Genomic DNA, 25,014 nt, shown 5'->3' on the forward strand with positions numbered 1-25,014 from the left:
GATGTACTCGTCCAGACAAGCCGGAAACAATACGTATTGTCTTCTATCTTCACCTTTAATGTACTTCATAAGCGATAAATGTTTGATAGCTACAAAGTTACGAAAATATTTCGAGAAAAGCAAAGATAAAGTGTTAACAATAAGAAATATTAGGAGACATTTTGGCTGCTATGGGTTTTCAGACAATCTCCCTCATTTTGGATTTCGGTTTTCCGATTTCCCCCACCCCTAAATTTTCGGAAAGTGTTAAAAAGATTAAATATTAAAACAAGATAGATTATGACATTAAAAGAAGCAAAGAAGATATTGAAGAAGGAAGGTTTCATCGTTGATAAAATCGGAAAACCTCAAACTGTTTTTGATTTCTTTATCGAAAACGAAGCTCCTGACATTTGTGAAGCCATGCAGGTTGTTAGTACTGCCGGTTACGACATTTATATGGAAGCAAACCGATTTGATGCACGTAAGGCTCGCTTGAAGAAGGAGCACGAAGAGAATACCAAGGCTCCAGGTTCTGCTGAGAACAGCATCAAAGGCGATTTATCTGGAAATAAATCCATTGAACATTGCGGCGAGCTTATTCCTGGTCCTATTTTTATCTCAGCAGGAGGCATAAAATTTAATCGGAAATATAACCAAAATATAAGTGAAAACCCTGCCCTTGAAGAATCAGCCTCCCAGTTCAACGATGCTTTGTTGGATGAACAGGCAAAGGAGATTGAAAGTTTGAGGGATAAATGCAAAAAGTATGCAGATATTCTTGATTCTGTAGGAGACAAACTTCGTGAATTGAAAGCAGAGAATAGAAGAATCAAAAATTCCGATTTGAATCTTGAAGGGTTGGCTCACGCTACTAGAGAGCTGAAAGAAAAATACAAGAAGATTGTAGAGCTTACCGATGAGAACGAGCGCCTGAAGGACCAGGTTGCGGTTTTATATGAGTGCAAAGAGAATAACGAGAAATACAACCTAAAACAGATTAAGCGTCTCGGCAAGGAGATTACCCGACTCAACAAGGCTATCCACAAGAAGAACATGAATATTGAGGAGTTGAGAAAGGAAAGTTCTAGACACCTAAGAGGAAAGATTAAGGTGTTCTACGAGAATGTGGATTTGGAAAAGATGTTAAAGGATAAGAACGCTGTTTTGTCTGACGTTGCAGAGGAACTTCGCCTTTCAAAGATTCGTGAGAAGAATCTGACCGAGGTATGCCAGAAGTACATGAAGGAGAACGAGGAGTTGAGAGAGAAGCTTGCCAATAAGATTGTTGACAAGATTGATGCTCAGGCTTTGAAGAGTGCCGAGAGTGCTCTCGCTTACAAAGAGAAGGTGATTGCAGAGAAGGACGAGGTGATTGCAGACTTGGGCAAGGAGTTGAAGGAAAAGCACAAGAAATATGTGTGGTACAAAGGCGCATACGATGCTGCCCAGCAGATTCTCAATACCATTGCAGATTACGCATCCAAGCATCCTGATAAGAAATTCAGCGACCAGATGGTTGGGGTTGATATTGCAGAGGAAGGCGCTGACCTTACAGGTGTAATTATTATTAAATCAGAGAAGTAAGATATGCCAGTAACTAATCAGAATACACAGCAGCCTAAGAATACACCCATTACGATTAGTGGGTATTCTCAGGCTGTTCAGGACATGATGAGGACGAAGCATCCTGATTACGATCAGGTTATGAACCAGACTATGCAGGGAGCTCCTAACGGGCAGATTCCTGCAGTTGCCCCTCAGCCAACGAGTATGAATTTCTTTCAGCCGAATGGTGGCGCTGTAGGAAAGTATGAAGCACCTTCGGTTCTTCCTAAGCCAGCGCAGCCTGTTCAGCCAGTACAGACTGGGGAAGATCCTGTTACAGACTTCACGAATATGCCTCAGCAACCTACCGGTTGGAATGCAGACGGAACACCAAGATATGATTCCCTTTCTTCTGCCCTTTCAGGTGCAGCAGCATCCCAGAAGCATGAAGCGCCGGCATTCCAGTCTGACCCATCCAAGAAGGACGGTGGTTTCTTCGGGTGGCTTGGCAGTCTCATACCAAAGAAGAGACCGGGAATGAGAGAAGGAGAAACCCCTGATGAGTATGACAGACGCAGAACCAGAAACATGGAAATGATGGCTACACTAGCCGATGCCATCCGTCACATAGGAAATATCGTGAATACTTCCAAGGGTGCTCCTTTGCAGCAGTTCAACGACCCTACTGCCATGATGGAACAGGGTTATCAGAACCGTAAGGCTCAGAGACAGAAGCAGGCTGCACTTGATGCAGATGCGGCTTACAAGCAGGCTAATCTCAGCTTGAAGGAACGAGCTGCAGAAGCACAGAGAGCTTACCAGCAGGCTACACTCGTCTACAAGCAGAAAGCGGAAGAGCGTGCGGCAAAAAACGATGAGTTCAATAGAAACTTCAAGACCGCAGGATTGCAGAGACAGCTTGATAATGACAAGTTCAATCACGAACTTTCTACCAAAAAGTTCAATGAGACTGCAAGACATAATAAAGTTTCTGAGTCTCAAGGTGCTATTCGTATCGCTCTTGCTCAGGAGAGGAATAACATGGCTAGAACAAGATTGGCTCATTCTATTGCTTCTGGTGGCGGCGGTGGAAAGAGCGGCAAGCTTACCAATCTCTCCTCTCCAACAGGACACTTGAACAGAACGTATGATCTAAACGCTATCGAGAAGAAGCAGATTACTCAGCACTTGATCAAGAACGGCTATATCAATAAGACGAATCTTGATGCTTGGACTAACTACGTAAGTACTGGTGACACAAAGAATGCCAACGACTTACAGAACTACTGGATTGCCTATGCTGCAAATATGCCTGGCAAGAAGGGCGATGCTTTCAGAACTATGCTAAAGAATCATTATATGTATAATGAGACAAGTACGACATCGGCTCCAAAGGCAACAAGAGGTAGCGTTGTTACTATTACTCAGAAGGGCAACAAGGACAAGACTACAAAGAGTCATACGACAAAGAATAAGTTTCACGTAGATTAATTATTAACTTATGCCAGATAATATATTAAAGTATATCTTTAGAGACAAATCGGGTGCCAAGCATACGGTTTGGAAGAGTGATTATGACGCAGACCCACAAGGATTCGCAAAAGCTTATCCTGATGCGAGGTTTGAAGTTGTAAACCGAAAGACAGGTGATCGTGGCCACGTATCTGTAAAGGATGTTGGCGCTGCCCAGAAGGAAGGATTTAATCTTTTCACTATGAAGGCTTACCAGAAAGAGCATTACGAGAAGCCAAAGACTATAAAGCAGAGAGCGCAGGAAGTGGCGGCTCAGTATCAGAAGGGAAAGCAGACGAAGCAGCCTGTTGATTATCTTCACAGACCGCAGAGCCAGATGGGTAGACCACTGAGAAACGTGCCGGCAAAGGCATCTCCTTTCGTTCGTTCTCTCTATGAAATTGACAATGCACAGAAGGGACCAGACTATTCAGTTGATTATACTTCACCAAAGGCTACACAGCAGGTGTATCAGCAGAATCAGCATGTAAGAAGGCAGGCTGCTCAGACGGCGAGCGACCATATTGCAAATGATGAGTACCGCAGACAGAGTCAGCCGATGATAGACAACGGAACCGTCGGAGTGATGAAGCCTATGGGTGAGATTGAGCAGGAAATGAGCGATTCCGCAAGCAGGTTTGTTGATGCAAACTTGGGAGATTATATCAATAATGCTGTGCTTGGCGAGCAGAATGCGGCTGCACAGAGAGGCTTGGATGCTGCTAATCGTGTTCCTTTGCAAGCTGGAGCAGGTGGTGGAATGGGCTTGATGGTTAAGGGAATGGCTTACAATAAGGAAGTTGACCCTGATGCAATGACAAAGAACTTGACAGACAACGCAAGGAATGGTTTTCTAAAGCTGTTTCAAAATCCTAGCTTCGTGGCAAAGCTCGATAACGAAGCTGCTCGTCTTGGAGTAACACCAGAAGCCTACATAGAATCTATCATACCACACTTGAAGGACAGGCTGGCAGCAACTTTGCAGCAATCTGAATATCAGAAAGCTCTACCAAAGAACATGCTTGACAATGTGGCAAATAGGTTTATTGATTCAAACTTAACAGGACAATTGCTTAGGCTCGCTACACAGACACGTGGACAGAGAGTTATGCATGAACGTGCTTCTGCTGCAACGGCAGCTGGCGAGAATCCTTATTATAAAGGTAGCACCGTAGAAAACGTGGTTGCTGATGTGGCAGGTATGGTTTCCGACCCTGTATTTAAGGGCGCAGCTGGCGCAGGTGGAAAGGTTGCAGGAAAGCTGATTGGTAACAGTACCAAGCTATCGGCATTGATGGCTAACGGAAACCTTGCACAGAGATTGATGGCAAAGGGAGCGCAGGTTGTGACAAGCGGCGGCGTTACCGGTTTTGTGTTCGATTCTACAGGCTCTGTTATTCAGAACTATTCTACTGGCGAAGACACTTCTCTTGGAAACACCTTGAAGGTTGCAGTAAAGGGCGGTACGACTGGAGCAGTAAACTTTGCTACTATGAGTCTGGCAGGTATTCCTCTAAGTGAAGTAGGAAGAAGCATAGGTCTGAAAGCTGTAAAGGGAGGCTCATTCTGGGGAAATACAGGAAGAGCTACTGCAAAAATCGGCTTGGAGTCAGGAAAGACCTATATGGAAGCTATGGGTATGTATCTTGGTGGATATGTATCAGGAAAACTTGAAGGAAGAACGGATGCCAACGGAAAACCTATCGAGTTTGATTTGTGGAATGGAACTATGGAGAGTCTTCCTACAGCTATAGGTTTCAGATTGCAGCATGCCATCGGTGGTTTGAAAGGTGGAAGAAAGAACGAGAAGGGAGAAGATATGGGATGGTTTGGTTCTACCATTGCAAACTTCAAGGATTTCGTTACATCAGACAAGGCTAAGGAATCAAGATTCCTCATGACGGAGGATGAGAGAAATCAGATATTTTCTTCCGGCGCTATGAATGGTTTGATGCCTGACGGAGAGAATATTGTCAGCTACGCAAAAAGAACAAAGAATAAGAAGGTAAGCTATGATGATCCATATCTGGAAACAGATGCTTCCATGATCAAGAATACTTATGACCAAATTATGGCAGACCCTAAGGTTTCTTGGGATGCCAAGGCTAAGTTCTCAGCCATGGTTACCGGAATCATGCCATCGGCTCGCCCGATGATGGACTATATCACATACTCTAGCGAGGATTATGTGAAGGACGGATTGCTGAGAGGAAAGCGCAAGTACGTGAACGAGTATTCTGCCAAAGGTGAACTCTTGTCGAAGATTCCTTATGATAGTAAAGTAGATAGAGACAATGTAGTCTATAAGCACAATATCGTAAGGGAAAATCAACGTCTGTATAACGCAATGGGCTTGCTTGCTAGACAGGACAGAAACAACTATGAGCTACAGAACGACTTCTTTATGGAAAACATGAAGAAGCTAGGCCCAGATGTCAACAGTCTGGTAACAAATATGGGCAATGAAGGTTCTCATGTTTTCAGAGATTTTTCACTCTTTGCCTTGAACTCAGAAAAAGGAACTGTTCTGAAAACCATTGATTCTGTAGCCGTCCGTAACGGAATGAAAAGTGAGGACCTCATCAAAGCCATGAAAAAGAATCCTATGAAACGAACAGATTTCGAGCAGAATGTATGTGTAGAGCTTCGCCGTGCATTGGAATCAAAAGCTTTTCCTGATGGTAAGGTTCATGCTGAGCAGAGTAATCTCAACGGAAAGGATGTTGCCGAGGATAACAGTCTTGGAACCGAGCATCCGAATGGTGATGCAGTTAAGCAGGAACTGAACGGACTGAGACAGGCTGAGGCTGAAATGGATGCGCTGATCCGAGACAACGATATATTCAGCCAGAACTTTAAGAAGTTGCAGAGCCAAGGCTTAACGAATCCTCAGATTTATGATTGGATGGTTCAGCAGGGTGGTTTGACCGTAGAGCAGCTTGAACCATTTGCCCATTATATTAATGCGAACGCTAGAGTGCAGGGTATGCAGGAAGCTACCAAGCAGAAGATTGAGGAGACCGTATCAGTCTTTGCTCAGGATTGGAGCTATCATGGAACCTTGAACGGTCAGGCGATGAATGGCGAGCAGGCTTTGTATGTGAAGGACAGCAACGGAAGAACACTTCTTGTTGGTTCGGGTGATGTTGCATTCGACCAGACTACAGGTAGAGCCAAGGAAGGAAGCGGTGATATGCTTGTCTGCTTCGACCCTAATACAAATGAAATGGTATATGTGAAGGCAGATGAGGTTACTCTATTCCAAAACCAGCCTATCGACCAGTTTACTGCAGAATATCGTCAGAGATTGCAGATGAAGAACTCTGAGCCGTACAATCAGTCGGCACAGGAGCAGGCTATGTTGGATGCTGCAAATCCTCAGCCAAATAAGCAAGAGGCACCACAAGATAATACCACAAAATCGGAAGATAGTACCACAAAAGAGGGTGATTTAACAAAAGATAATACCACTTTAACAAAAGTTTATACCACATCTGGCGAAAATAATACCACAAATGAGGACTTAGCACCACAAGAGCAGCCTCAGCAGACCCGAAAGTTTACCGATGGCACAGAGGTTCCTATGAATACGGACAGCAAGGGAAGACCTACGCCAGACTATGCTAGTATGACTCCTGAGCAGAGTGCTGAGATTCTTACTGAGGACTTCGGTGAGAATGCCGAGAAGGTTGTGGACGGACAGATTCAGAAAGCGGAGAAGGCTTTGAAGGATGCCGAGAAGATGAAGGTGGACTATACAGCCGAGCCTAACGACATCATGGAGCAGGAGGCTTTGAAGAAAAAGACCGTTGAAGCTGCCAAGAAGCAGCTGGACCACGCTCAGAATATCAAGAAGGCTATGACTGCCAAGAAGGTTGCTGAGACTGTGGAAAGACCAGTTGAACCAGAAAGAGCTGCTGATGGTGTAGCGCAGGAAGCTGGTGTGGTTTCACCTAAAGTAAAAGAAAGATTCGAGGCTTCCAAAAAGATTAAAGGTAGAAGAGGTTCTATAACCTTAGCAGATGGAACGAAGATTCGTGGTACATATTATTATGGTGAAACTTCTGGTCTTACCACTTCGCATGATCCATTCAACGACTTCAAACAAAGCGAGGGATTCCCTGTTAACGAAGATGGAACATCTTCCAATTCTCGTTCTTACCGGGATAAGGAGTCACGTCTGTTTACGCAGAAGATAGGAAATGATTTCAATGGACTTGCCTTGAAGAACGTTCCAGTCGTACAGGAAGGTATTACTCTTAGCGGTAACGGTACTGTAATGGGTAAGAAACTGGCAGAGCAAGCCGGAAAAGACAGTAAGTACTATGAGGATTTGGAGGATAATGCAGAAGGTTTCGGTTGGACTACAGAACAGATTAATGGAGCTGGATTCAAAGGTATTGTTTACTTTGTTCCTGACGAGAAGCTTCCACTCAACAGTAAGACATTCGACTTGTTTAACAAGAAAGAGACAAAGAGCGAAAGTAATACAGAACAGGCTGTTAAGAATGCTAAGACCTTGACTTCTGACGAGGTAGGAGCGATTGTTGCAGAGATTGAGGGAAATGGTTCTCTTGAAGCATTCTTTAACAATTCCAAGGCAATAAATGACTTGGTAAAGACGTTAGTAGATAAAGGTATCATCGGACAGAACGAGGTAGCACAGATGATGGATAGTCCTGAGCGACTTTCAGCACAAGGCAGGGAGTATGTGAAGAACCTTCTTCTGGTTTCTATCTTCAAGCCTGAGACTATCAGAATGCTGGGCATCGACTCTACGGTGAAGAACAAGGCTATCAACGCTATCCGCTCGGTAATGGATAACATGAAGCTGGGCGAGTTCTCTCTTCGTGATGAGATAGATCAGGCTGTCCAATTGCTCTATGAAGCAAGACAGGGTGGCAATAAGGTTGATACGTTGCTTAGAACACCATCTATGTTCGTTGAGGATGCAGCTAAGCGCTACCCTTCTATCTCTCAGATGATGGCTTTGGCTCTGGAAGGAAAGGTCGCAGATTTCAGGGATTTGCTTGATGAGTATAACCGTATCGCTGCAGCAAGAAATACTGGCGAGGGAAATGTATTCGGTGAAGCACCTACCAAACCAGAGTTGATAAAAGAATTTTTGGACTTTAAAAAATGGCAAGATTATGGAACAGGACATTCAGAAAATGAAAGAGGCAATGATGTTTCAGGCGTTGAAGAACCTAAACAGGAAGCATCAGGAGGAAATGAACCAGCAGAAGCAGGAGAAGGAAGAGTAAAATCTGAGGATGAAGACAAGCCAAATTCTGTAGGCTTTACCCCAAAGGAAATTAGAGATCATCAGGAAAAGCTTGGTAGGGCTAAGGAGAAATACATAAAGGCTTTAAGCGAAGCTAAGAGCGAAAAGGAAATCAAAGCAGCGGAAGATGAATTTGAATTTACGTATAAAGATCATCAGAACATGACCGGTGTTCTTGACGAGGCATCTGTGGCTGATATGTGGAAAAATGAACTTGAATCAGCAAAGGATTCCGTCAAGAAAGATTCCAAGAAATTGTCCGCTGACCCTATGGAAGCTTTAGAGAATGCAGCTAACGCATTTCATGAAGAGCAGAAGCAGAAGACCGAGTTTAAGCGAAACCTTGAAATCGGCAAGGCTCGACAGGAATACGAGGAAGCCAAGAAGAAAGGAAACACTGACGAAATCAAGCACGCAGCGGGCAAGCTGAGAAACCTCTTGAACGAGAAGTACAAGGCGCAGGGTATGGGATTTGAACAGAGACGCAAGAAGATTGCCGAGGAAATCGGAAAGGCAGAAGCTGAGATAATCGACAAGCCTTGGGAACAGATGGATTTGGAGGAACGAGAAGCTGTTTCTTCAAAGAACCCTCTCACAGAATCAGAGATTAATGAACTGACCTCTGAGGAAAATAAAGAATTGATACCTGCCGCACTCGCATATTTGCGTGGCGACAAGGGCAATATCATTAACGCAATATCTTACTTTAAAATTTGGAACGATGTTAGAAATCGACATGAGAATGTTTCCGGCAATAGCGGAACAGAAAACGGAACACAGTTGGATGCTTCCGATACTACAGGCGGCGAAGGATTGGGACTGGGACGAGGACGAGAAAGCGGAAGACCTGATGGACCAGTGGATAGAGGAGCAGGCAACGAAGCTGCACCCGGAGAGCGAAATGGCAGAGAGGGTGATCAGAACGACACTACTCTATCTGCTGGAGAACAAGGCAATAAGCAAGGTGAAGGAAATTCATCCGGAATGGGCGCAGTACCTGCCGGAAGTTCTGACACCAACGGAGGCGGTTCAGCTAGCGGAAATGGACATGTATCTGGAGGAAGTGGACGTGAAAGCAGCAAAAGACCTGCTGACACGAATGCAGGACGGAAGCCTACAGCCAAGCAAGGAACTACTTTCCCAGATAGCACAGCAGAACGGCTAAAGCAGGAAAGAGCTGACTACGAGAAGAAGAAGAAAGACTTCTGGGATAGATGGAAGAAGGCAGGGCAAGGCTATGCCAAGATTGCCCTGACTCCTTTCAAGAAGCTCAACCTCACACCTGAGCAGATAGAAATGCTGCCAGAGTTGTTCAAGATGCACCTTAATGGTGCCGTCTTGAAGATTAAGGAGGGTATCTACAAGTTCAACGAGTGGAAAGCTGCCATGCTTGCCGAGGAAGGCGAGGAGCTGAAAATGATAGGTCTTAGTGATGATGATATTGACAGATTCATTGAAGACTATTGGAATACTCCTTACGAAATGGATGGCGAGACCCATACAATCAGAGAGTGGAGCAGCATCTATGGAAACCAGCAGCTGAAAAAGAAGCTCAAAGAGCCTCTTGAAGAGAAGTATAAGAGACAGATGGAAGCCGAGCCAATCGAAGTGAAGGTGGGCAACATGAAGAACATTGAGGAGACTTTGCCTTATCTCTTGCCTCAGCAGCAGGAAGACGTATTGAAGGCTGAAACTCAGTTCTTCGGAAAGGAACATACTGACCGTGAACACGCTTACGGTAAGGGCTATCTGTTTACCAATGGTACTGGTACAGGAAAAACATACACAGGTCTTGGCATTGCTAAGCGATTGGCTAAGCAGGGTAAAGGAAGAATACTCTTTATTACGCCTAGCCAGAAGAAGGTTTCCGACTGGATAAAGGACGGAAAAAATCTTGGATTGGATATTAAAGATCTTGACTCCTGGGCGAAGGAACGTGGAACAACCGCTACTACCGAGAATGGAGAAGGAATGGTAATCACTACATTTGCAAACTTTGGTCTGAATAAGAAACTTCTTGAAACAGAATGGGATGCAGTTATCTATGACGAGTGTCACCGTATTATGGAAAACAAGAAGGGTACTGAAACGGCTAGAAGTATGCAGCACTACATGGTTACCAATCGTGACGAGAATCATTGTTTTCGGAGATTGCAGAGCATCAACCCTGAGTTTCAGAAAATGAATGGTGCTGCTGAAAAATTCAATGCTTTGAGACAGAAAGAAATCGACCGCATAAAAAAGGAATATAAGGACAGTCACCCAAGTGCAACAGATAAGGATGTAGTGAATGCTACATTGAAGAGTCTTCCAAGGGAATTGAACAACTTCGCTCCAGCAGACGGAATGACTTTCCCTAAGCTTGGAAAAGCATATCAGGATTTCATCAAGGCAAGAGATGCATATAATAAGGTAGAGCCTAAACTGAAAGAGCAGGCAAAGGACTCGTGGAAAAACACAAAGACCATATTCCTGTCTGCTACACCTTTCAATACCAGAGAGAATCTTGATTATGTTGAGGGATACATCTTTAAGTACCCAGAAACGGACGAGAGAGGAATGGGTGGAAGAACCCAGTTCTATCTTAATCACTTTGGCGCAGCATACAAGTTCCGCTACCATCGTCTGGAGCAGAGCATCAGTAACCCGGATGCCGTAGCCAAGCAGGAAGTTGCCTTCTCTGATTACTTGCAGAACACACTTGGAACAATGAGCGGAAGAATCATTGATAGCCCTTACGATTACTCTAGAGACTTCCCTACCGTGGCTCCTGATCATGCCGAGGATTTCAATCATGCAGTGCAGGACACATTGAAGACAAAGTATCTGCATGATGCGTACAGCAAGACCATTGGTGATTACAACTATGGCAGTGCCCTTTTCGAGACTATGAAAGTGTCTGCTGCCATTGACAGAATCAAACAGCACTTGGATTTGGGCAGAAAGGTTGTTATCTTCCATCGCCGTGTAGAGAGCAAGGAACCTTTGGAGGCTCCATTTGCTTACATGCTTAGAGTTGCAAACGAGCAGATCAAGATGATGAAACCAGGAAAGGAGCGTGATGAATACATCGAGGAATGCACCGAGTTCCGAAACAAGTATGCAGACCTTCTGGAATGGGAGAAGACTCTTGACTACAGTATGCCAAGAGAACAGATTGCCAAGGTGTTTGGCGAGAAAAATGTGTTGTTCTTCAGCGGAAAGGAAAGCAAGAAGGTGAAGGATAAGGCGGTTGATACCTTTAATGATGACGATAGCGGAAAGAATATCATCGTGATTCAGGAAGCTTCTGGAAAGGAAGGAATATCACTTCATGATACCACAAGCAAGCACCAGCGTGTCTGTATCACCCTCGCATTGCCTCAGAGTCCTATCACAGCCTTACAGATTGAAGGTCGCATTTACCGTATCGGTAACATGAGTAATGCCATCTTCGAGTACCCTATCTTGGGTCTCAACTCTGAAATGATGCTTTTTGGAGAAAAGTTCAATAATCAGGTAAGTACTACCGAGAACCTTGCATTGGGCAGTCAGGCAAGAAACTTGCGTGACAGTTTCGCTAAAGGTATCTTGGAACATAGCGGTATTGTACCGGTAGAGAACCAGGGTGTAGGTGGAAAGGAATTTGATGCAGCAACACCAAGTGAGAATGATCCATTCGATAATGCGGTGCTTGATTATTACAGCAATCAGAAACTAAACAAGAACAATCGTGAAGGTAGCGACTACTTCCCTACCCCAGAGCCTCTTGGTTACAAGATGGTAGAATGGGCAGGATTGGGTGAAGGTGACTCTGTATTGGAGCCTAGTGCCGGTCATGGAGCCATCGCAAGATACGTGCCTAAGACTAACGAAATGGTAAGCATCGAACCTAGTCAAAGTCTCTTCACGAAGTTGCAGTTGATGGCTGGCGGCTTGGGCAGAAAATTCATGAATAATACATTTGAGAATTATGCGCTGAACAACAAGCACGATGTAATTGTAATGAATCCTCCTTTCGGCAAGGCTGGCGCATTGGCTATCCAGCATGTTGACAAGGCTTTCAAGCACTTGGATGAAGGTGGTCGTATCGTAGCAATCATACCTAGAGGCTCAACAGACAAGAAGTTTGACAAGTGGTATAACGAGCAGAAGAACGTTGCCATGCGTGCTGAGGTAAATCTGCCTGATATCCTTTTCCAGCAGGCAGGAACCAGAGTTTCATGCCGAGTAGTTGTATTGGATAAGATTTCCGATGCCGCTTTGAGAAGCAAGGCAGGTTATCCTGAAAAGATTGATCTGAGCGGTCATTACGATAAGATTGAAGATTTCTTTAATGACCTCCGAGATATTGAAATGCCTGATCGTATCATTGATACGAATCTCAAAATGCAGAAGAAAGCCAAGGCTGCTGTCAAGGATATTATGGAAATCAAGGGCGTGAAAAACGTTTCTTATGGTAAGACTGGTATTGATGTTTCTTTGACTGGTTCTTGGATGAACTACGGAATATCTTTCACTGGTAGTGACAAACCGAACTACTGGAGAGACAAGATGGCAAACTATTATACCAAATATGATGAGCTTCAAAAGCTGGAGTATCAGGAAAACAAGCAGTCGGTGTTTGATGAGTTGAAGAAACTGTCTTGCAAGCTTGCCGGTATGACTGAGGATGAAATGCAGAGATACATAGAATCGAAGAATAACAGCAGCACTCACTTCCGTATGGAACTAGGCAAGACATTCTCAGACTCCAAGGATAACTTTGATGGAGTAAGAGACAGAGCAGTAGAGGAAAAAGGCATTGTTATGCCTAACCTGAATAAGGAAAGCGTTAATGTTGTGCCGGTGGAAAAACATAGCTTTAAGGGCAATAATGAAGGTGCTATCGAAAACGCAAGAAAATGGGCTAAAGAAAATCTTGTAACTACAGGGAAATCTGAGTTGCCAACAATGCGTGATGGAACTCCTTACACTATTAGCAAGAAAGCTGTTGATAAATACCTATCTTCAAGTGCGGTTAGCAAGAGTGATGATCTCGGTGTTCATTTATCTGTTCTGCCAAAGCTTACAGATGTTATTCATGAGAGTATCGAAGCAGAGATTCATCCAGACTACAACAAGGATGAAAATGAAAATCGCAGCATAGAAAATGGATACGGTGACAATATTTTGGTTCATCGTTTGTATGGTGCTGTACGATTGGACGGAAAGACGTACCGAGTAAAAACAACCATGCAAGAGTTCAGAGGTGGTGAAGAAAACAAGCCTCATAGTTATGAGGTGACAAAAATAGAGTTGCTGGAAGGCTCCAAGACAGCGAACGAATCCGACAGTCTCCCTTTGAGCAGTGCAACCAACAACTCTGAAAATGAGTTACTTGACACTCCTGGCACAGCGGTATTACCCGACAGTTCCCATTTGGACATGACACCAAGCAACTCTATTTCTGTTGCAAAGTTACTAAATGGAGTTGAGAAATCATACGATTCTGGGAAGAAATTGCTTGAAGAAAGCAAAAATTTAACAGATGAAGAGACTTATTTTAGAAATGATAACGATTCACCCGTATCAATTTCTAAGGATGCTCCTGCTGTAGTTAAGCATGTTGCAAAGGTTGCAAAGGCTACAGGCGGCAAAGTAAAGATGTTGCAAAGTGTCGAAGAGGTAACCAATGCCGAGGCAAAGGCAAGACTTGAAAATGGTGAAAAGGTAGAAGGATGGTACGATGAACGCACAGGTGAAGTTGTGCTGTATATGCCAAACGTACATGACAGCTACACAGCTGAGAAAACAGTATGGCACGAAATCGTGGGTCATAAAGGAATGCGTGAACTGTTCGGGAACGACAACTACGACAAATTCCTTGATGATATTTATTTCAATCTTGATAAGCCGGAATACGCCGACCTAAAAAAGCTCGTCATGAAGGAACTGCAGTACAATCCATTCGATTACAGAAATGCTATCGAAGAGGCTATTGCAAGAATGGCAGAAGATGGACATGGTGAGCATGGTCTTTGGAATAACCTGAAAAACAAGGTAGCAAATATCTTTAGAGAAATCGGCTACCGTGTGGCGCCGAACACGAAGGATATCAAGTATCTCTTGTGGCTCGCCAAGAATTACTCCAAGCATCCTGAGAGTGACGGTTACTTTGCTATCAGAAGAAATGCTTTGCTGTATAAGCTGGAAAGAGACAATACGCCTAGCATCGTGGAGAAAAACGGAATGTTCTTTGATAATGATGGTAAGAACCATGATTATCTGCTTGACTTGAATCATAAGGACTTCGAGGAGGCTACAGATGGAAAGGTGCATTTCCGTACCTCTCCTATGGCAGCATCTAAAATTGAGGAATACAACCGAAGACTCGGAACAAAACTCTATGCTTTCAAGGAAAGTACTGTTGATCACATGCAGTCTTTGCAAGAAGCTATGGAAATAATCTCTGGTGAAAAGAATGCGTGGACGGATATTCCTTCTGCCTTCAATCCATTGCAGGCGCAGAACCGCATTGACAGTATCGTACAGCAAAAGGCAGAAGAATATGACCGAAAATACACGAAGCCTCTTGATGATTCTTTTAAGAAAGTAGTATCTACCATGAGCGGTAGCGATAAGGATGAGCAGTTAAGAAACGCACAACTCTACATGATTACCAAGCACGGTTTGGAGCGTAACCGTGTATTCTTTGTTCGTGACGCAATTCGTGATTTGATGAATGACGATGTTACGAAAGCAAAGACATTGATGAAGGACTGGAACGACAAGCAGAAGGATTTGGCTGACGAACTAGAGAAAGGCAACATCAGATTTGATGAGTACCTGGAACAAATGGACGAATGGATTCGTAGCAACGTGGACGTTAACTTTGTAGCTGACGAACACGATTATTCAGGATTCCATGGTATGCAAAATATAGCCAAGACCTCTGACCCATACGACGACAAGCTTGCCATTGACAACGTGATGAGCGCAGAAAGCCAGATGGGTAGCGATTTGGCGAAAGACTTCTGGACAAAGAAGAAGGCTGCAACAGATTACGTTATCGATCAAGAATACTACAACGGCTTTATTGATAACTCTGACAGAGACTATCTAAAGGGTATGTTCCAATGGTACGTGCCTCTCAGAAAGTTTGATGATACAACTGCAGAAGATGTGTATGGTTATATTGGAGAAAAGGGAGACCCATCTAACTTTGTAGGTCCTGTGTTAGCACAAGCAAAGGGAAGAAGCAGTTTGAGCGACATTAATGTTATGGCTCAAATATCTGCCATGGCAAAGTCTTCGCTTATCAATGGAGGAAAGAATGTAGTAAAGCAACACTTTGCCAGATTTGTTTCTGCCTATGAAACTGGTAATACAAAAGATAAAATCTTTGTTGAAGTGAATCCTTGGCTAGAGAAGCACGTGGTAGATGGAAACGAAGTTTGGGAAGAGGCTACACCTCAAATCCCAGAGAACGCCACACAGCAGCAAATAAGCAATATCCTACAAAACTTTGAGGACACAATGCAAGCGAAGAAAGCTACTGGTGATGCAAAAATTTCACGCAGAAATCCTAACATTGGCTTTAAATTCCAGCGTGCCAAGGATAAGTCTGAACATATTGTAGATGTGTATATAGCAGGTAAGAAAAGGAGCTTTGTCTGCCAAGGCAACCCAAGAGCAGCTCAAGCTCTCAACGGTCTTGTGAAAGATTCAGGAACCAGAAATGTGGCAACGCGATTTGATGCTAAGATTACGAGAAAGATTGCACAATTCAACACATCGCTGAATCCGGATTTCATGATGTCTAATATGCTCCGTGACTTAACATTTGCATCAGCCAATGTTACCAAGGAAGGCTTTGCCTACACCAAGGATTTCCTGAAAGAATATGCAGGAAACATAATCTCTATCAAAAATGGAAAAGGTAGCGGAAACTATCTTACTATGTTCCGTAAATATAGAGACGGTAAGCTTGATATAAATAATGAACGTGAAAGAATGTTCAAGGAGTTTATGGATAATGGCGGTCAGACTGGTTTTGTTCAAATCAAGAAACTGGAAAGCCTTATAGATGAATATGATAACTTGATCAAGAAAGGAAGCAAGGATGCAGATGGCTGGTTTGTCAAGAAAATTAAGGAAGGTGGAACCTTTATTGAGACTGCCAACGAGATCATCGAAAACGTAGCTCGTTACTCAACTTACTGTACTTCACGGAAGCACGGGCGTAGCGTCGGTCGAAGCATATATGATGCCAAGGAGGTTTCAACAAACTTCAACCGGCACGGTTCTGGAGATGCCATCAGGAAATTGAAAACTTCGACAGATAGTAATATTGATAAGATATTCCGTAGATCTCTTGGTTTCTTCAATAGCTGGATGAAGAATCATACGCAGTTCTATAACGCTGGCGTGCAAGGTGCAAACCTATTTTTCAAGAATTACAAGAGTGCATGGAAGACCACAGCCGTATCATTCGGAATGTTGCCTTTAGGACTTGGCATTGCGCAAGCTTTAATCAATCAATTCCTGATTAACAATGAGGACGAGAAGGACAGAAATGGCGTGAAGGACCCATACGCAGAGTTGCCAGAATGGAAACGCAGAAACAACATCTGTATCTATACTGGACACGGAAACTTTAAGACTATTCCTATTGCCATCGAGTTAAGAGCGTTCTTCGGGTTGGGTGATATTGCGGCTGGATATGTTGTGAATGATAAGTTGAAGAGTAGTACACCTATCGGTTATGATATTTTGGGACAGATGGCGCAATTAGTACCAGCCTCGGATTTCCTTGGACACCATTCGCCAAGCAGCAGCATTAAGGAACTTGGAGAGGATGCGCTACTTGCAGTAACGCCAACAACTATTTCTCCTGCCATGGAACTTGCCTTCAATCGAGATTGGACAGGCAGACCTTTCTATCGTGATTACGACTATCTAGATAAGGCTCCAAGATGGAAGAGGGCATACGATAATACCAATGATATTTATATGAGTATTAATAAATGGGCTAACCAAGGCACAAATGGTATTGATAGTTCTAATGCAGACATGAAGGGAAATGAAACCCTTGATTATCTTACTGCACCTTACGCTTGGCAACATTTGATAGATAGTTACACCGGTGGTATGGGTTCAACTATTGGCAGAACTTACAAAACGTTAGAAGCTATTGGTAAGGGCGTTGTATCTGGAGCAAAGAACGAAGAAGGATTCAGCAAGGGATTCTCTGATGAATTTGAAAAGTTTGATAAAAATCAAATCCCTCTTTACAGAGTGTTTAACTATACTCCAAAAGAGGGTCAGGATATGCAGCGAACTAGATCGAAATGGTATAACTATTCCGACGAGTTGAAGCAGACTGAATATAATATCAAGCAGTTGAAGACTAATACGCCTGATGTTTTGAAGAACATGGAGAACAATGCCAAGAAGTTCAACTTTACTCATGGCAAGGAAGGAAAGGCGTATAACATCTGGAAAGCTGCTGATAGTTATATCTCTAAGAAGAAGAGACAATTAAACAAGGTATCTAATCCAGACGTAATCAAGTCGATTAACGAAGACATCAATCGAAAGATGCAGGAAGCTGTGAATGACTTGGATAAGTTAAATTAGAATCCGTATAAACTACAAAGAAAAGTGGCGGTAGGCGATACAACCTACCGCTATTTTTTGTACTTTTGCAATAACATAAATATTAAACTTATGAAGAAAATTATATTATTCATTCTGTTAGCTATCGCATCGACTAGCTGTTTTGCGCAAAATGATGTTGTGACAGAAATGTGTGGTGTTGAATTTGGGTCGGATAGACCCACAACCCGCTCAATTCTTACGGCAAAATACGGTGATCCAAATATGGATGAGCTAAATTTGCTAGAGTTTGACAATATAAGATATGCTGGCATAACATTTGATTTTGGCTACTTTTCTTTCCAAACCGATGGAGTAAGAAGCTATTTTAATGAATGTATTTTAGGGTTCTTTGCGGACACAGCTGATGATGCAAAAAGAAAGCGAGAATTTCTAAAGGGAATCCTGGGTAATAAATACGAAATGCAGGAAGAAATTGAAGGAGATAAATTTAAATGTTATTATGGCGGCACTTCTCCTGTCAATTCTGGTGATTATGCATTTAAATTATATATTACAAAAGTTCCAAAATCAGGATACTTGGTTAGTATTAAATATGGAGAATTTGATTATTTAAATGAAAGCTTATGAAAAGGATATTATCAATAGTAACCATAATAGCTTTGGCTTCTATGTGCCATGCTCAAAGTTCATGGGAATGTGAGAATTATATCAAACAATACGATGTACCATCAGAACTAAAAAGTCTTCCGAAAAATAAGGTTGCAGAGTTTTGGTGGAAGAGACATTGGTATGACAAAAAGATAGACAGAATATATTCTGCAAAGTCAAAGACTGCCAAAAGATCTATGTCAGAGTACGTTCTAACATGTAACACCATAAAAAGTAAGATTAAACCTAATAAATATTGCGACCTTAAATACAAGGGGCTATTAGATAAACTTAACAACATCTTCAATTTCTATAAGATTGATGGCGATATTGAGGTTCATATAAATCCTAGCAACGAGTTTAATGCATCCACCTACCCTACTGGATTAATTTTTCTCAACACAGGATTAATTGAGAAGCTGGACACAATGGAGATTGTTGCCGTACTAGCACATGAAATACAACATTTCGTTGGCAAGCATTCTCTTAACCACATATACGCCGCAAACAAGAAAGAGAGCAATAACAAGATGTGGGCAGAACTTGGTGGCGCATTGGCAGCTACAGCCGTTGCATACTCAGGTGCATACAACTCAACTTATAGTTCTTCTAACAATGAACAATATCAGCAAAACGTTTTGCTTGCCGGTCACGCCTTTGATAGGGATGCTTATCTTGCAACTAGCAATTATAAGATGCGCTATTCTAGAGAGCAAGAGATTGAGGCAGATATAGCAGCCTATCGCTTTATGCAATTTATTGGAGCCGACCCAAAAATCTGGATATGCGTTCTTGATAAAATTGCAGCAATGGAAGGATATAAAAAGACTTCCAAAAAGGACGATCATCCTTCTGCGGTATTCAGAAAGAAGGTTTTGTTGGATATAGAAAAATATGATAAAAAGAAGAAATAGACAAGGTGGGTGCTCTGGCTAATTATTCAGCCATCACCCACCTTATTAATTATATAGCTTTCAACAGCTCTTCAAACTTATCATCATACCATCGTGGCTGCGTCTCACTCTGGTTCTTTGGAGAGACCTGGTTCTCTCCATACGACTTACCCTTCTCGGTAATTACCTTGAACTTGTGAATCTTTGTGGTTCCCTGTCGGGTTTCTTCTTTCAAGAAACCGAGTTTAACCATCTGTTGGTTGAACTTCAATGCTGACATTTTAGAGCCGAAGCGTTTTAATAGTTCGGATGCCGAATGCATCACGCCCTCGCTGGCTACGTAGTCGGGAGAAGGCAAGCCAAGAGGTTCTGCTACCTTCTGTATCAATGCAAGCGTTGATGAATCGCTGAGGTTAAGGATTCGCTTGCAGCCTTCCACCCACATCATACCAGCCTCTACTCTATCCTTGATTACATTCGTGACAGAATAGCATCCTGTGCGACGGATAGACTTCAAGATTTCCTTCACTCCCTTCTTGAACTGCTTAGCCTGCGGCTTGCGACTCTGCATCAAGACTTCGTAAAGACCATCCTCTGTAAGGAACCATGTTTCACCTTCCAAGCTGCCTAAGTTCAACTTAGTCACCTCATCATTATCAACTCTACTAACCATGTCTGAAACGTTTGTAAGTTCCAACCATTTTGCAACATCCTTTGCCTTAAACAGAGGATTCTCTGCATTCCCATACACATCAATCTCCTTACCAAGGAAAGTTGACTTACTGATTAATGTAATCTCATTCATACTTATATATATTTTTAAATTCAACCTCAAATGAAAGGGCATAAGAAATGCCCCATCCGCTAGTGTGAGAGGTGCAGACAGGGCATTGTATATTGTATGATAAAATCCATTAATTCTTTGTCTGTTTGTGCCTCTCACCTCACGAACTTACGAGTGCAAAGATAGCACGATTTTTCGGAATAAGCGTAATTTTAAAAGTTAAGAAATCAGTATAGCGTAAACCTATCAACAACAGTTCGGCGACAGTTCTACGCATTATCTTTGGAATCCCCTTTGTTTATCGGCACTTCACATCATTTAACTGTTTTCGAGAATTAATATTTTAGACGTGGTACGACTGGGCTTATGGTATGAGCAGCAGATTACTCAGTATATATTACTGGCACTCAGAAAATTACCTCGCTGAAAATAATATTTGAGCATAGTTAGGAAGCTCCATGCTTTCTTCGTAACTTTGCACCAAGTTCAATAGTGGACGAAACGATTAATCTATCATTTAATATGTCAGAATCTAAGACATACATCTTTGGTGAAAACCAAAACGGAGGTTCAAACGGAATGCTTGGACTTCTTGCTCCTCTGCTCCAGAAGCAGGGTGTGGATCCAAATGTGCTTCTCGCCATGAAGGGTAACAACGGAATGTGCGGTGAAGGTGGTTGGTTCATGTGGGTTATCTTCCTCTTCTTCCTTATGGGTTGGGGCGGCAATGGCTGGGGCGGCTTCGGCAATAACGGTCGTGGCGGTCTTGCTAACGAGATTAACAATGACTACGGTCGTAGCCTCTTGATGGATGCCATCGGCGGTAATCGTAACGCACTCAGTAATCTCGCTACTCAGCTCAATTGTACCGATGGACAGATTCAGAATGCCATTTCTGCCTTGACTTCACAGGTTCAGAGTGTAGGTAATCAGGTTGGTATGAGCGGTATGCAGACCATCAATGCTTTGCAGCAGGGTAACATGCAGATTGCTCAGCAGATTGCAAACTGCTGCTGCGAGAACCGCTTGGCAATGTGCCAGCAGACTGGTACTTTGCAGAATGCCATCAACAACGTGGCTGTAAGTCAGGAGCGTGCGGTTTCTTCCCTTGCCTATGCTACCAAGGACCAGACTTGCGATTTGCATAACGCCATTAAGGAAGCAACAGCAGAATTGAAGGCTGGTCAAACCGCCGCTGAGTTTAGGGAAATGCAGAATAAGATTGATGCTCTGCGTGATGAGAACAGTACCTTCAAGGCTTCCGCAATGACTTCACAAATCGTTGGTCAGGCTGTAGCACCTATTAATGCGGTATTGGCTGGTCTGCAGAACGAGGTTGCTGGTATCAAGTGCAAGATGCCTGAGACCGTGACTCTGAATTATTCGCAAGCAACAGCAGTCCCGAACTGTGTTGCGGCACAGATGGGACTGTATGGTTTGAATGCTGCTAACGGTGCAGGATTCTGGGGTTAAAGAAAGGAGGCTGCTATGTTATGGTTAAGACCTTTTACTTGGGTGAATCGTAACGGTTCGGCGGCTATCGCTTCTACTGGCGTGAAGGTGAATACCGCCAATGTGGTGTTCACCTTTAAAAACCACGCCTTCGTGAATGCCAACTACAGGGGAACGATTTTCGTGAATCTGAAACAGGCTATTCCGACTGGAACGACTGGTACGCTGCCTATCCTTTTCGAGACCAACGGAGTAACACAGGATGTAACCAAGTTCAATGGTGAAGCATTGACGGTTGCAGACGTGCCGGGAACTGGAGTTGTTCAGCTCTGGTTCGAGCGAGATACTAACACCCTTCAGCTGATGACGGGTATTGTTTAACAAACAGAATAGATAATAGGAGATTACATTATGTTTCAAGGTTTAAGAACAAATTCTTTATTCTATGTGCTCGACAAGGGCGAAAACCCGAACTTGCAGATTGGTCAGGTTGTTTCGGTGAGCAACCCTCAGACGAAATACCCTACCTTTAACAATGGCTTCACGCCTCAGCCTATGGAAACAGTGGTTGATGTGAAGGTGAAGATCAATGACGAGGAAGTGGATTTCAAACAGTTGCCTGCCAACGGACAGATAGCCAACGACAAGAACCTTGTGGTCAGCGACAACAAGGAAGCCATGAGTGCGGAGGTCGATGCGATGTTGAGACAATCCAAGGCGATACTGGAGAACGTAGATTACCATGAGAGAGTCGTTAAATCTTGTGAGGGAATGCTACTGCAGCTCAACCCCCAGATAGCCAAGGAGAAGGAACAGGCTGAGAAGATTTCCAAGCTGGAAGGCAAGGTTTCAGGCATGGAGGGCAAGCTTGACAGAATGATGGGATTGCTCGAACAGGTGGCAAGCAAGTAATCTCCTATCCTATCTATTCACTTTTAAAATCTTATGATTATGGTAATGATTGAGATTACAGAAGACAAGTTTGATGGCTTGTATGAGAACGTGGAGAAGGGCTTGCGCTACTTTGGAAAGGCTATGAGCTGCCTTGATGAAATGAAGCGCGAAGGCAGACGTGACAGATACGGCGAGCGCAACCGCATGCCCGATTATAGAGGTCGTGGAGGTAGAAGTGGTATGCGAGAGCATGAAGAGTACGACGACATGCGCCAACGTGAAGACCGTGTACGTGATTACAGAAGTGATTACGGAGAAGATTACTAACTAGTTTGGGGTGTGCTCAAAAGTGGGCATACCCCTTTCTTAAATTGATTGAGATTATGGAAAGAAAATACAGACAACCTTTGAACGCCTACGATTACCAGCCTGAGGAAATGAAGGCTTACCTGAGACATAACGGCTGGCACTTCAATAAGAAGATGTGTGAGTGGGCAGTGAAGCAGATGCGGAAGAACGGTAATCCTATCCGCATGATGAGCAAGGATGATATTGAGGACATCCTGAAGAAGAACAATATCGTGCTGGAGAATAATGTGGGCTATGACGCTTGCTACATCGCGCACATGTGCTTAGCCGATTTCTATGGCTCGTCTATCACGGAAGAGAAACAGATGGCTCAGTTCATCAAGGACTACGTGGATGATGAGGATCAGCAGGACGGTTTTATCTTCAACCGCTTCTATGCAGACACATCATTTAATGGTGTGGGCATTCCTTGGGAAGAGATATTGTAAAATATGAAAGAGCAGGAGATTTACTTGGAAAGGTACGACTGGACGGTACATGTGATGTATGATGTTCACTCAAAGGATGCCATGAAGGTAAGAAGGTATCTTCGGGATTTGGGATGCATCGGAATTCCTCTCGAAGATGCCTGTAATCTCGTGCTCGAATGTGAAGCGAACAAAGGGATAACATATTCTAATGTTAATATTAGAAAAACGGTGGTTGTTATAGGATGGGCTACTTCAAAGGCTGAATACATGAACAGCCTCTGCCACGAAATGCTGCATGTGGTTCAGCATATTTCCGAGCAGTTTTTGATAAATATGTATGGGGAGGAGGCTTGCTACTTGCTTGGTGGATTGGTGCAGGCTTGCTGCAAAAGAATTATATAAAATCTATAAATGAATGATAGCATACGTTGCAAACACATCTATAAAACCACAGACTTCAACCCAATACCAAGGATGGCTAGCCTTGTCCCTGCGACTGTGATAGGCATAAGCGAGATAGGCAGTCAGTATGACAAGGGTAGGAATGATGCTCACGCTCGCACACCAGCCCACGCACCCGATAGCTGCTGTAATAGCTGCTGATTTATGAATGATATGTTCCGTACTATCAAGGTATCGAGGAACGAAACCTACGAACATCAGCCCTACGCATCCGAGGAACGCAAGGAACTGAATACCCTTACCCGAGTCGAGCAAAGGAATAAGCATAAGAATAGCACTCAGAAACATGACCAACGTGAACACCCAGCCATAATTTCGCTTGCGCTTATCACCAATTACCTCACTACCAGCACAGTTCTGTAGCTGATAATATACGTCGCTCACCATCGAAGGGACACTAAAGCGCATCGCTGCGAGAAGTAGAAATCCTCCCAAGAGAAGAAACGAAATAATACTTAGTACATACATAATCTTTTCATTTTAATTAGTTAAACACTCATCTCAAGCATCTTCGGATAGCCAGTCTTATAGTTATAGGCTTCCACTTCTTCAATAGTCTTCAATTCTCCTACTGTTGCCTTGTGGCTTGCTGTGACATTGAAGCACTCCAGTGCATACATTTCAAGGGCTGATAGTAGCTGGATTGCCTTGTCACAATCCACAACTAGTTTCAGTCCACCAAGCCACAATGTTGTTGTTTTCTGCCCTGATGCTTTGGCAATGGTGGTAGAGTTCATCAGCCCCATACGTGTAACCTTGTCGAGCCATACCTCCATTCCGTTAAGCAGGAAAGAGTTGACGGACGAAGAAGCATCGTACTTCTCGATGTAGGCAAGCATCGTCTTCTTCATATACTCCAATGGCTCTGCGCCAAGACCCTCACTAATCTCTCTAATCTCCTCCATGCTTGCTTGCTCTCCACTCGCCAAGATGTCGTTCAACACCAAATCCATGCTCGGCTTGTAGTCATACCGCTCAAGCATATAATCACAGAGCGAGGACTCCTTTTCCTGCCCATCCTCTGTTTTATCAATCTGCATGGTCTTAGCCCATGCAACTCTGTAGATGTCTCCATCCACAACCTTAAAAGCCGCAAAATCGGCTGATTCTCCAAACGTTTTTACCATAATTCTAACAATAATTATATTTCCCTTACACGCCCCTTCCTGCTTGCTTGCAGAAAGGGGTAAAGTTTTA

14 protein-coding genes are annotated in these 25,014 nt (G+C 43.4%); 11 read left to right on the forward strand and 3 right to left on the reverse strand.

What is annotated here, in order from left to right; translation table 11 throughout:
• Window positions 1-279 precede the first annotated feature (279 nt).
• The 5 genes from ACTQ53_RS09900 (at window position 280) to ACTQ53_RS09920 (ending at window position 19,467) form a co-directional block, all read left to right on the forward strand.
• A complete protein-coding gene (locus ACTQ53_RS09900) occupies window positions 280-1,566 on the forward strand; it encodes a coiled-coil domain-containing protein (protein WP_441932891.1) in 1,287 nt (428 codons plus the stop codon).
• 3 nt (window positions 1,567-1,569) lie between these two features.
• Entirely contained in the window at window positions 1,570-3,018 is a 1,449-nt protein-coding gene (locus tag ACTQ53_RS09905) for a hypothetical protein (RefSeq protein WP_441932892.1), read from the forward strand.
• Window positions 3,019-3,028: 10 nt separating this feature from the next.
• The gene (locus ACTQ53_RS09910; RefSeq protein WP_441932893.1) at window positions 3,029-17,923 is read left to right on the forward strand and encodes an LPD38 domain-containing protein; all 14,895 of its coding nucleotides are present in this window, start codon (window positions 3,029-3,031) and stop codon (window positions 17,921-17,923) included.
• Between the two features lie 90 nt (window positions 17,924-18,013).
• Window positions 18,014-18,532: a hypothetical protein gene (locus tag ACTQ53_RS09915; protein ID WP_441932894.1), complete on the forward strand. Its 519-nt coding sequence runs from the start codon at window positions 18,014-18,016 to the stop codon at window positions 18,530-18,532.
• Window positions 18,529-19,467: a M48 family metalloprotease gene (locus ACTQ53_RS09920; protein WP_441932895.1), complete on the forward strand. Its 939-nt coding sequence runs from the start codon at window positions 18,529-18,531 to the stop codon at window positions 19,465-19,467. Before ACTQ53_RS09915 ends, ACTQ53_RS09920 begins: the two co-directional genes overlap by 4 nt.
• 49 nt (window positions 19,468-19,516) lie before the next feature.
• Here the strand turns inward: ACTQ53_RS09920 and ACTQ53_RS09925 are convergent, their stop codons facing one another.
• Window positions 19,517-20,251 carry a BRO-N domain-containing protein gene (locus ACTQ53_RS09925; protein WP_441932896.1) on the reverse strand — a complete coding sequence of 245 codons (735 nt, stop codon included), beginning with the start codon at window positions 20,249-20,251 and terminating at the stop codon, window positions 19,517-19,519.
• A gap of 501 nt (window positions 20,252-20,752) precedes the next feature.
• Between ACTQ53_RS09925 and ACTQ53_RS09930 the strand changes: the two genes are divergently transcribed.
• The 6 genes from ACTQ53_RS09930 to ACTQ53_RS09955 are packed head-to-tail and all read left to right on the forward strand — an operon-like array spanning window position 20,753 to window position 23,757.
• Entirely contained in the window at window positions 20,753-21,703 is a 951-nt protein-coding gene (locus ACTQ53_RS09930; protein ID WP_441932897.1) for a hypothetical protein, read from the forward strand.
• Window positions 21,704-21,718: 15 nt separating this feature from the next.
• Window positions 21,719-22,063 (forward strand): hypothetical protein, encoded by a 345-nt coding sequence (locus tag ACTQ53_RS09935; protein WP_441932898.1) that lies wholly within the window; start codon window positions 21,719-21,721, stop codon window positions 22,061-22,063.
• Window positions 22,064-22,093: 30 nt separating this feature from the next.
• Window positions 22,094-22,594, forward strand: coding sequence for a hypothetical protein (locus ACTQ53_RS09940; RefSeq protein WP_441932899.1), 501 nt, complete (start codon window positions 22,094-22,096; stop codon window positions 22,592-22,594).
• A 33-nt stretch (window positions 22,595-22,627) separates the two neighbouring features.
• Complete coding sequence (locus ACTQ53_RS09945) at window positions 22,628-22,903, forward strand: hypothetical protein (protein WP_441932900.1); 276 nt, start codon at window positions 22,628-22,630, stop codon at window positions 22,901-22,903.
• Between the two features lie 56 nt (window positions 22,904-22,959).
• Entirely contained in the window at window positions 22,960-23,373 is a 414-nt protein-coding gene (locus ACTQ53_RS09950; RefSeq protein WP_441932901.1) for a DUF7841 family protein, read from the forward strand.
• A gap of 3 nt (window positions 23,374-23,376) precedes the next feature.
• Complete coding sequence (locus tag ACTQ53_RS09955; RefSeq protein ID WP_441932902.1) at window positions 23,377-23,757, forward strand: hypothetical protein; 381 nt, start codon at window positions 23,377-23,379, stop codon at window positions 23,755-23,757.
• Between the two features lie 3 nt (window positions 23,758-23,760).
• Here ACTQ53_RS09955 and ACTQ53_RS09960 read toward each other — a convergent pair whose 3' ends face one another.
• Window positions 23,761-24,285 carry a hypothetical protein gene (locus ACTQ53_RS09960; RefSeq protein WP_441932903.1) on the reverse strand — a complete coding sequence of 175 codons (525 nt, stop codon included), beginning with the start codon at window positions 24,283-24,285 and terminating at the stop codon, window positions 23,761-23,763.
• Between the two features lie 20 nt (window positions 24,286-24,305).
• Window positions 24,306-24,944: a hypothetical protein gene (locus ACTQ53_RS09965; protein WP_441932904.1), complete on the reverse strand. Its 639-nt coding sequence runs from the start codon at window positions 24,942-24,944 to the stop codon at window positions 24,306-24,308.
• Window positions 24,945-25,014: the final 70 nt, after the last annotated feature.

Source organism: Prevotella sp. Sow4_E9_plate, from assembly GCF_052116205.1.
Classification (GTDB): domain Bacteria; phylum Bacteroidota; class Bacteroidia; order Bacteroidales; family Bacteroidaceae; genus Prevotella.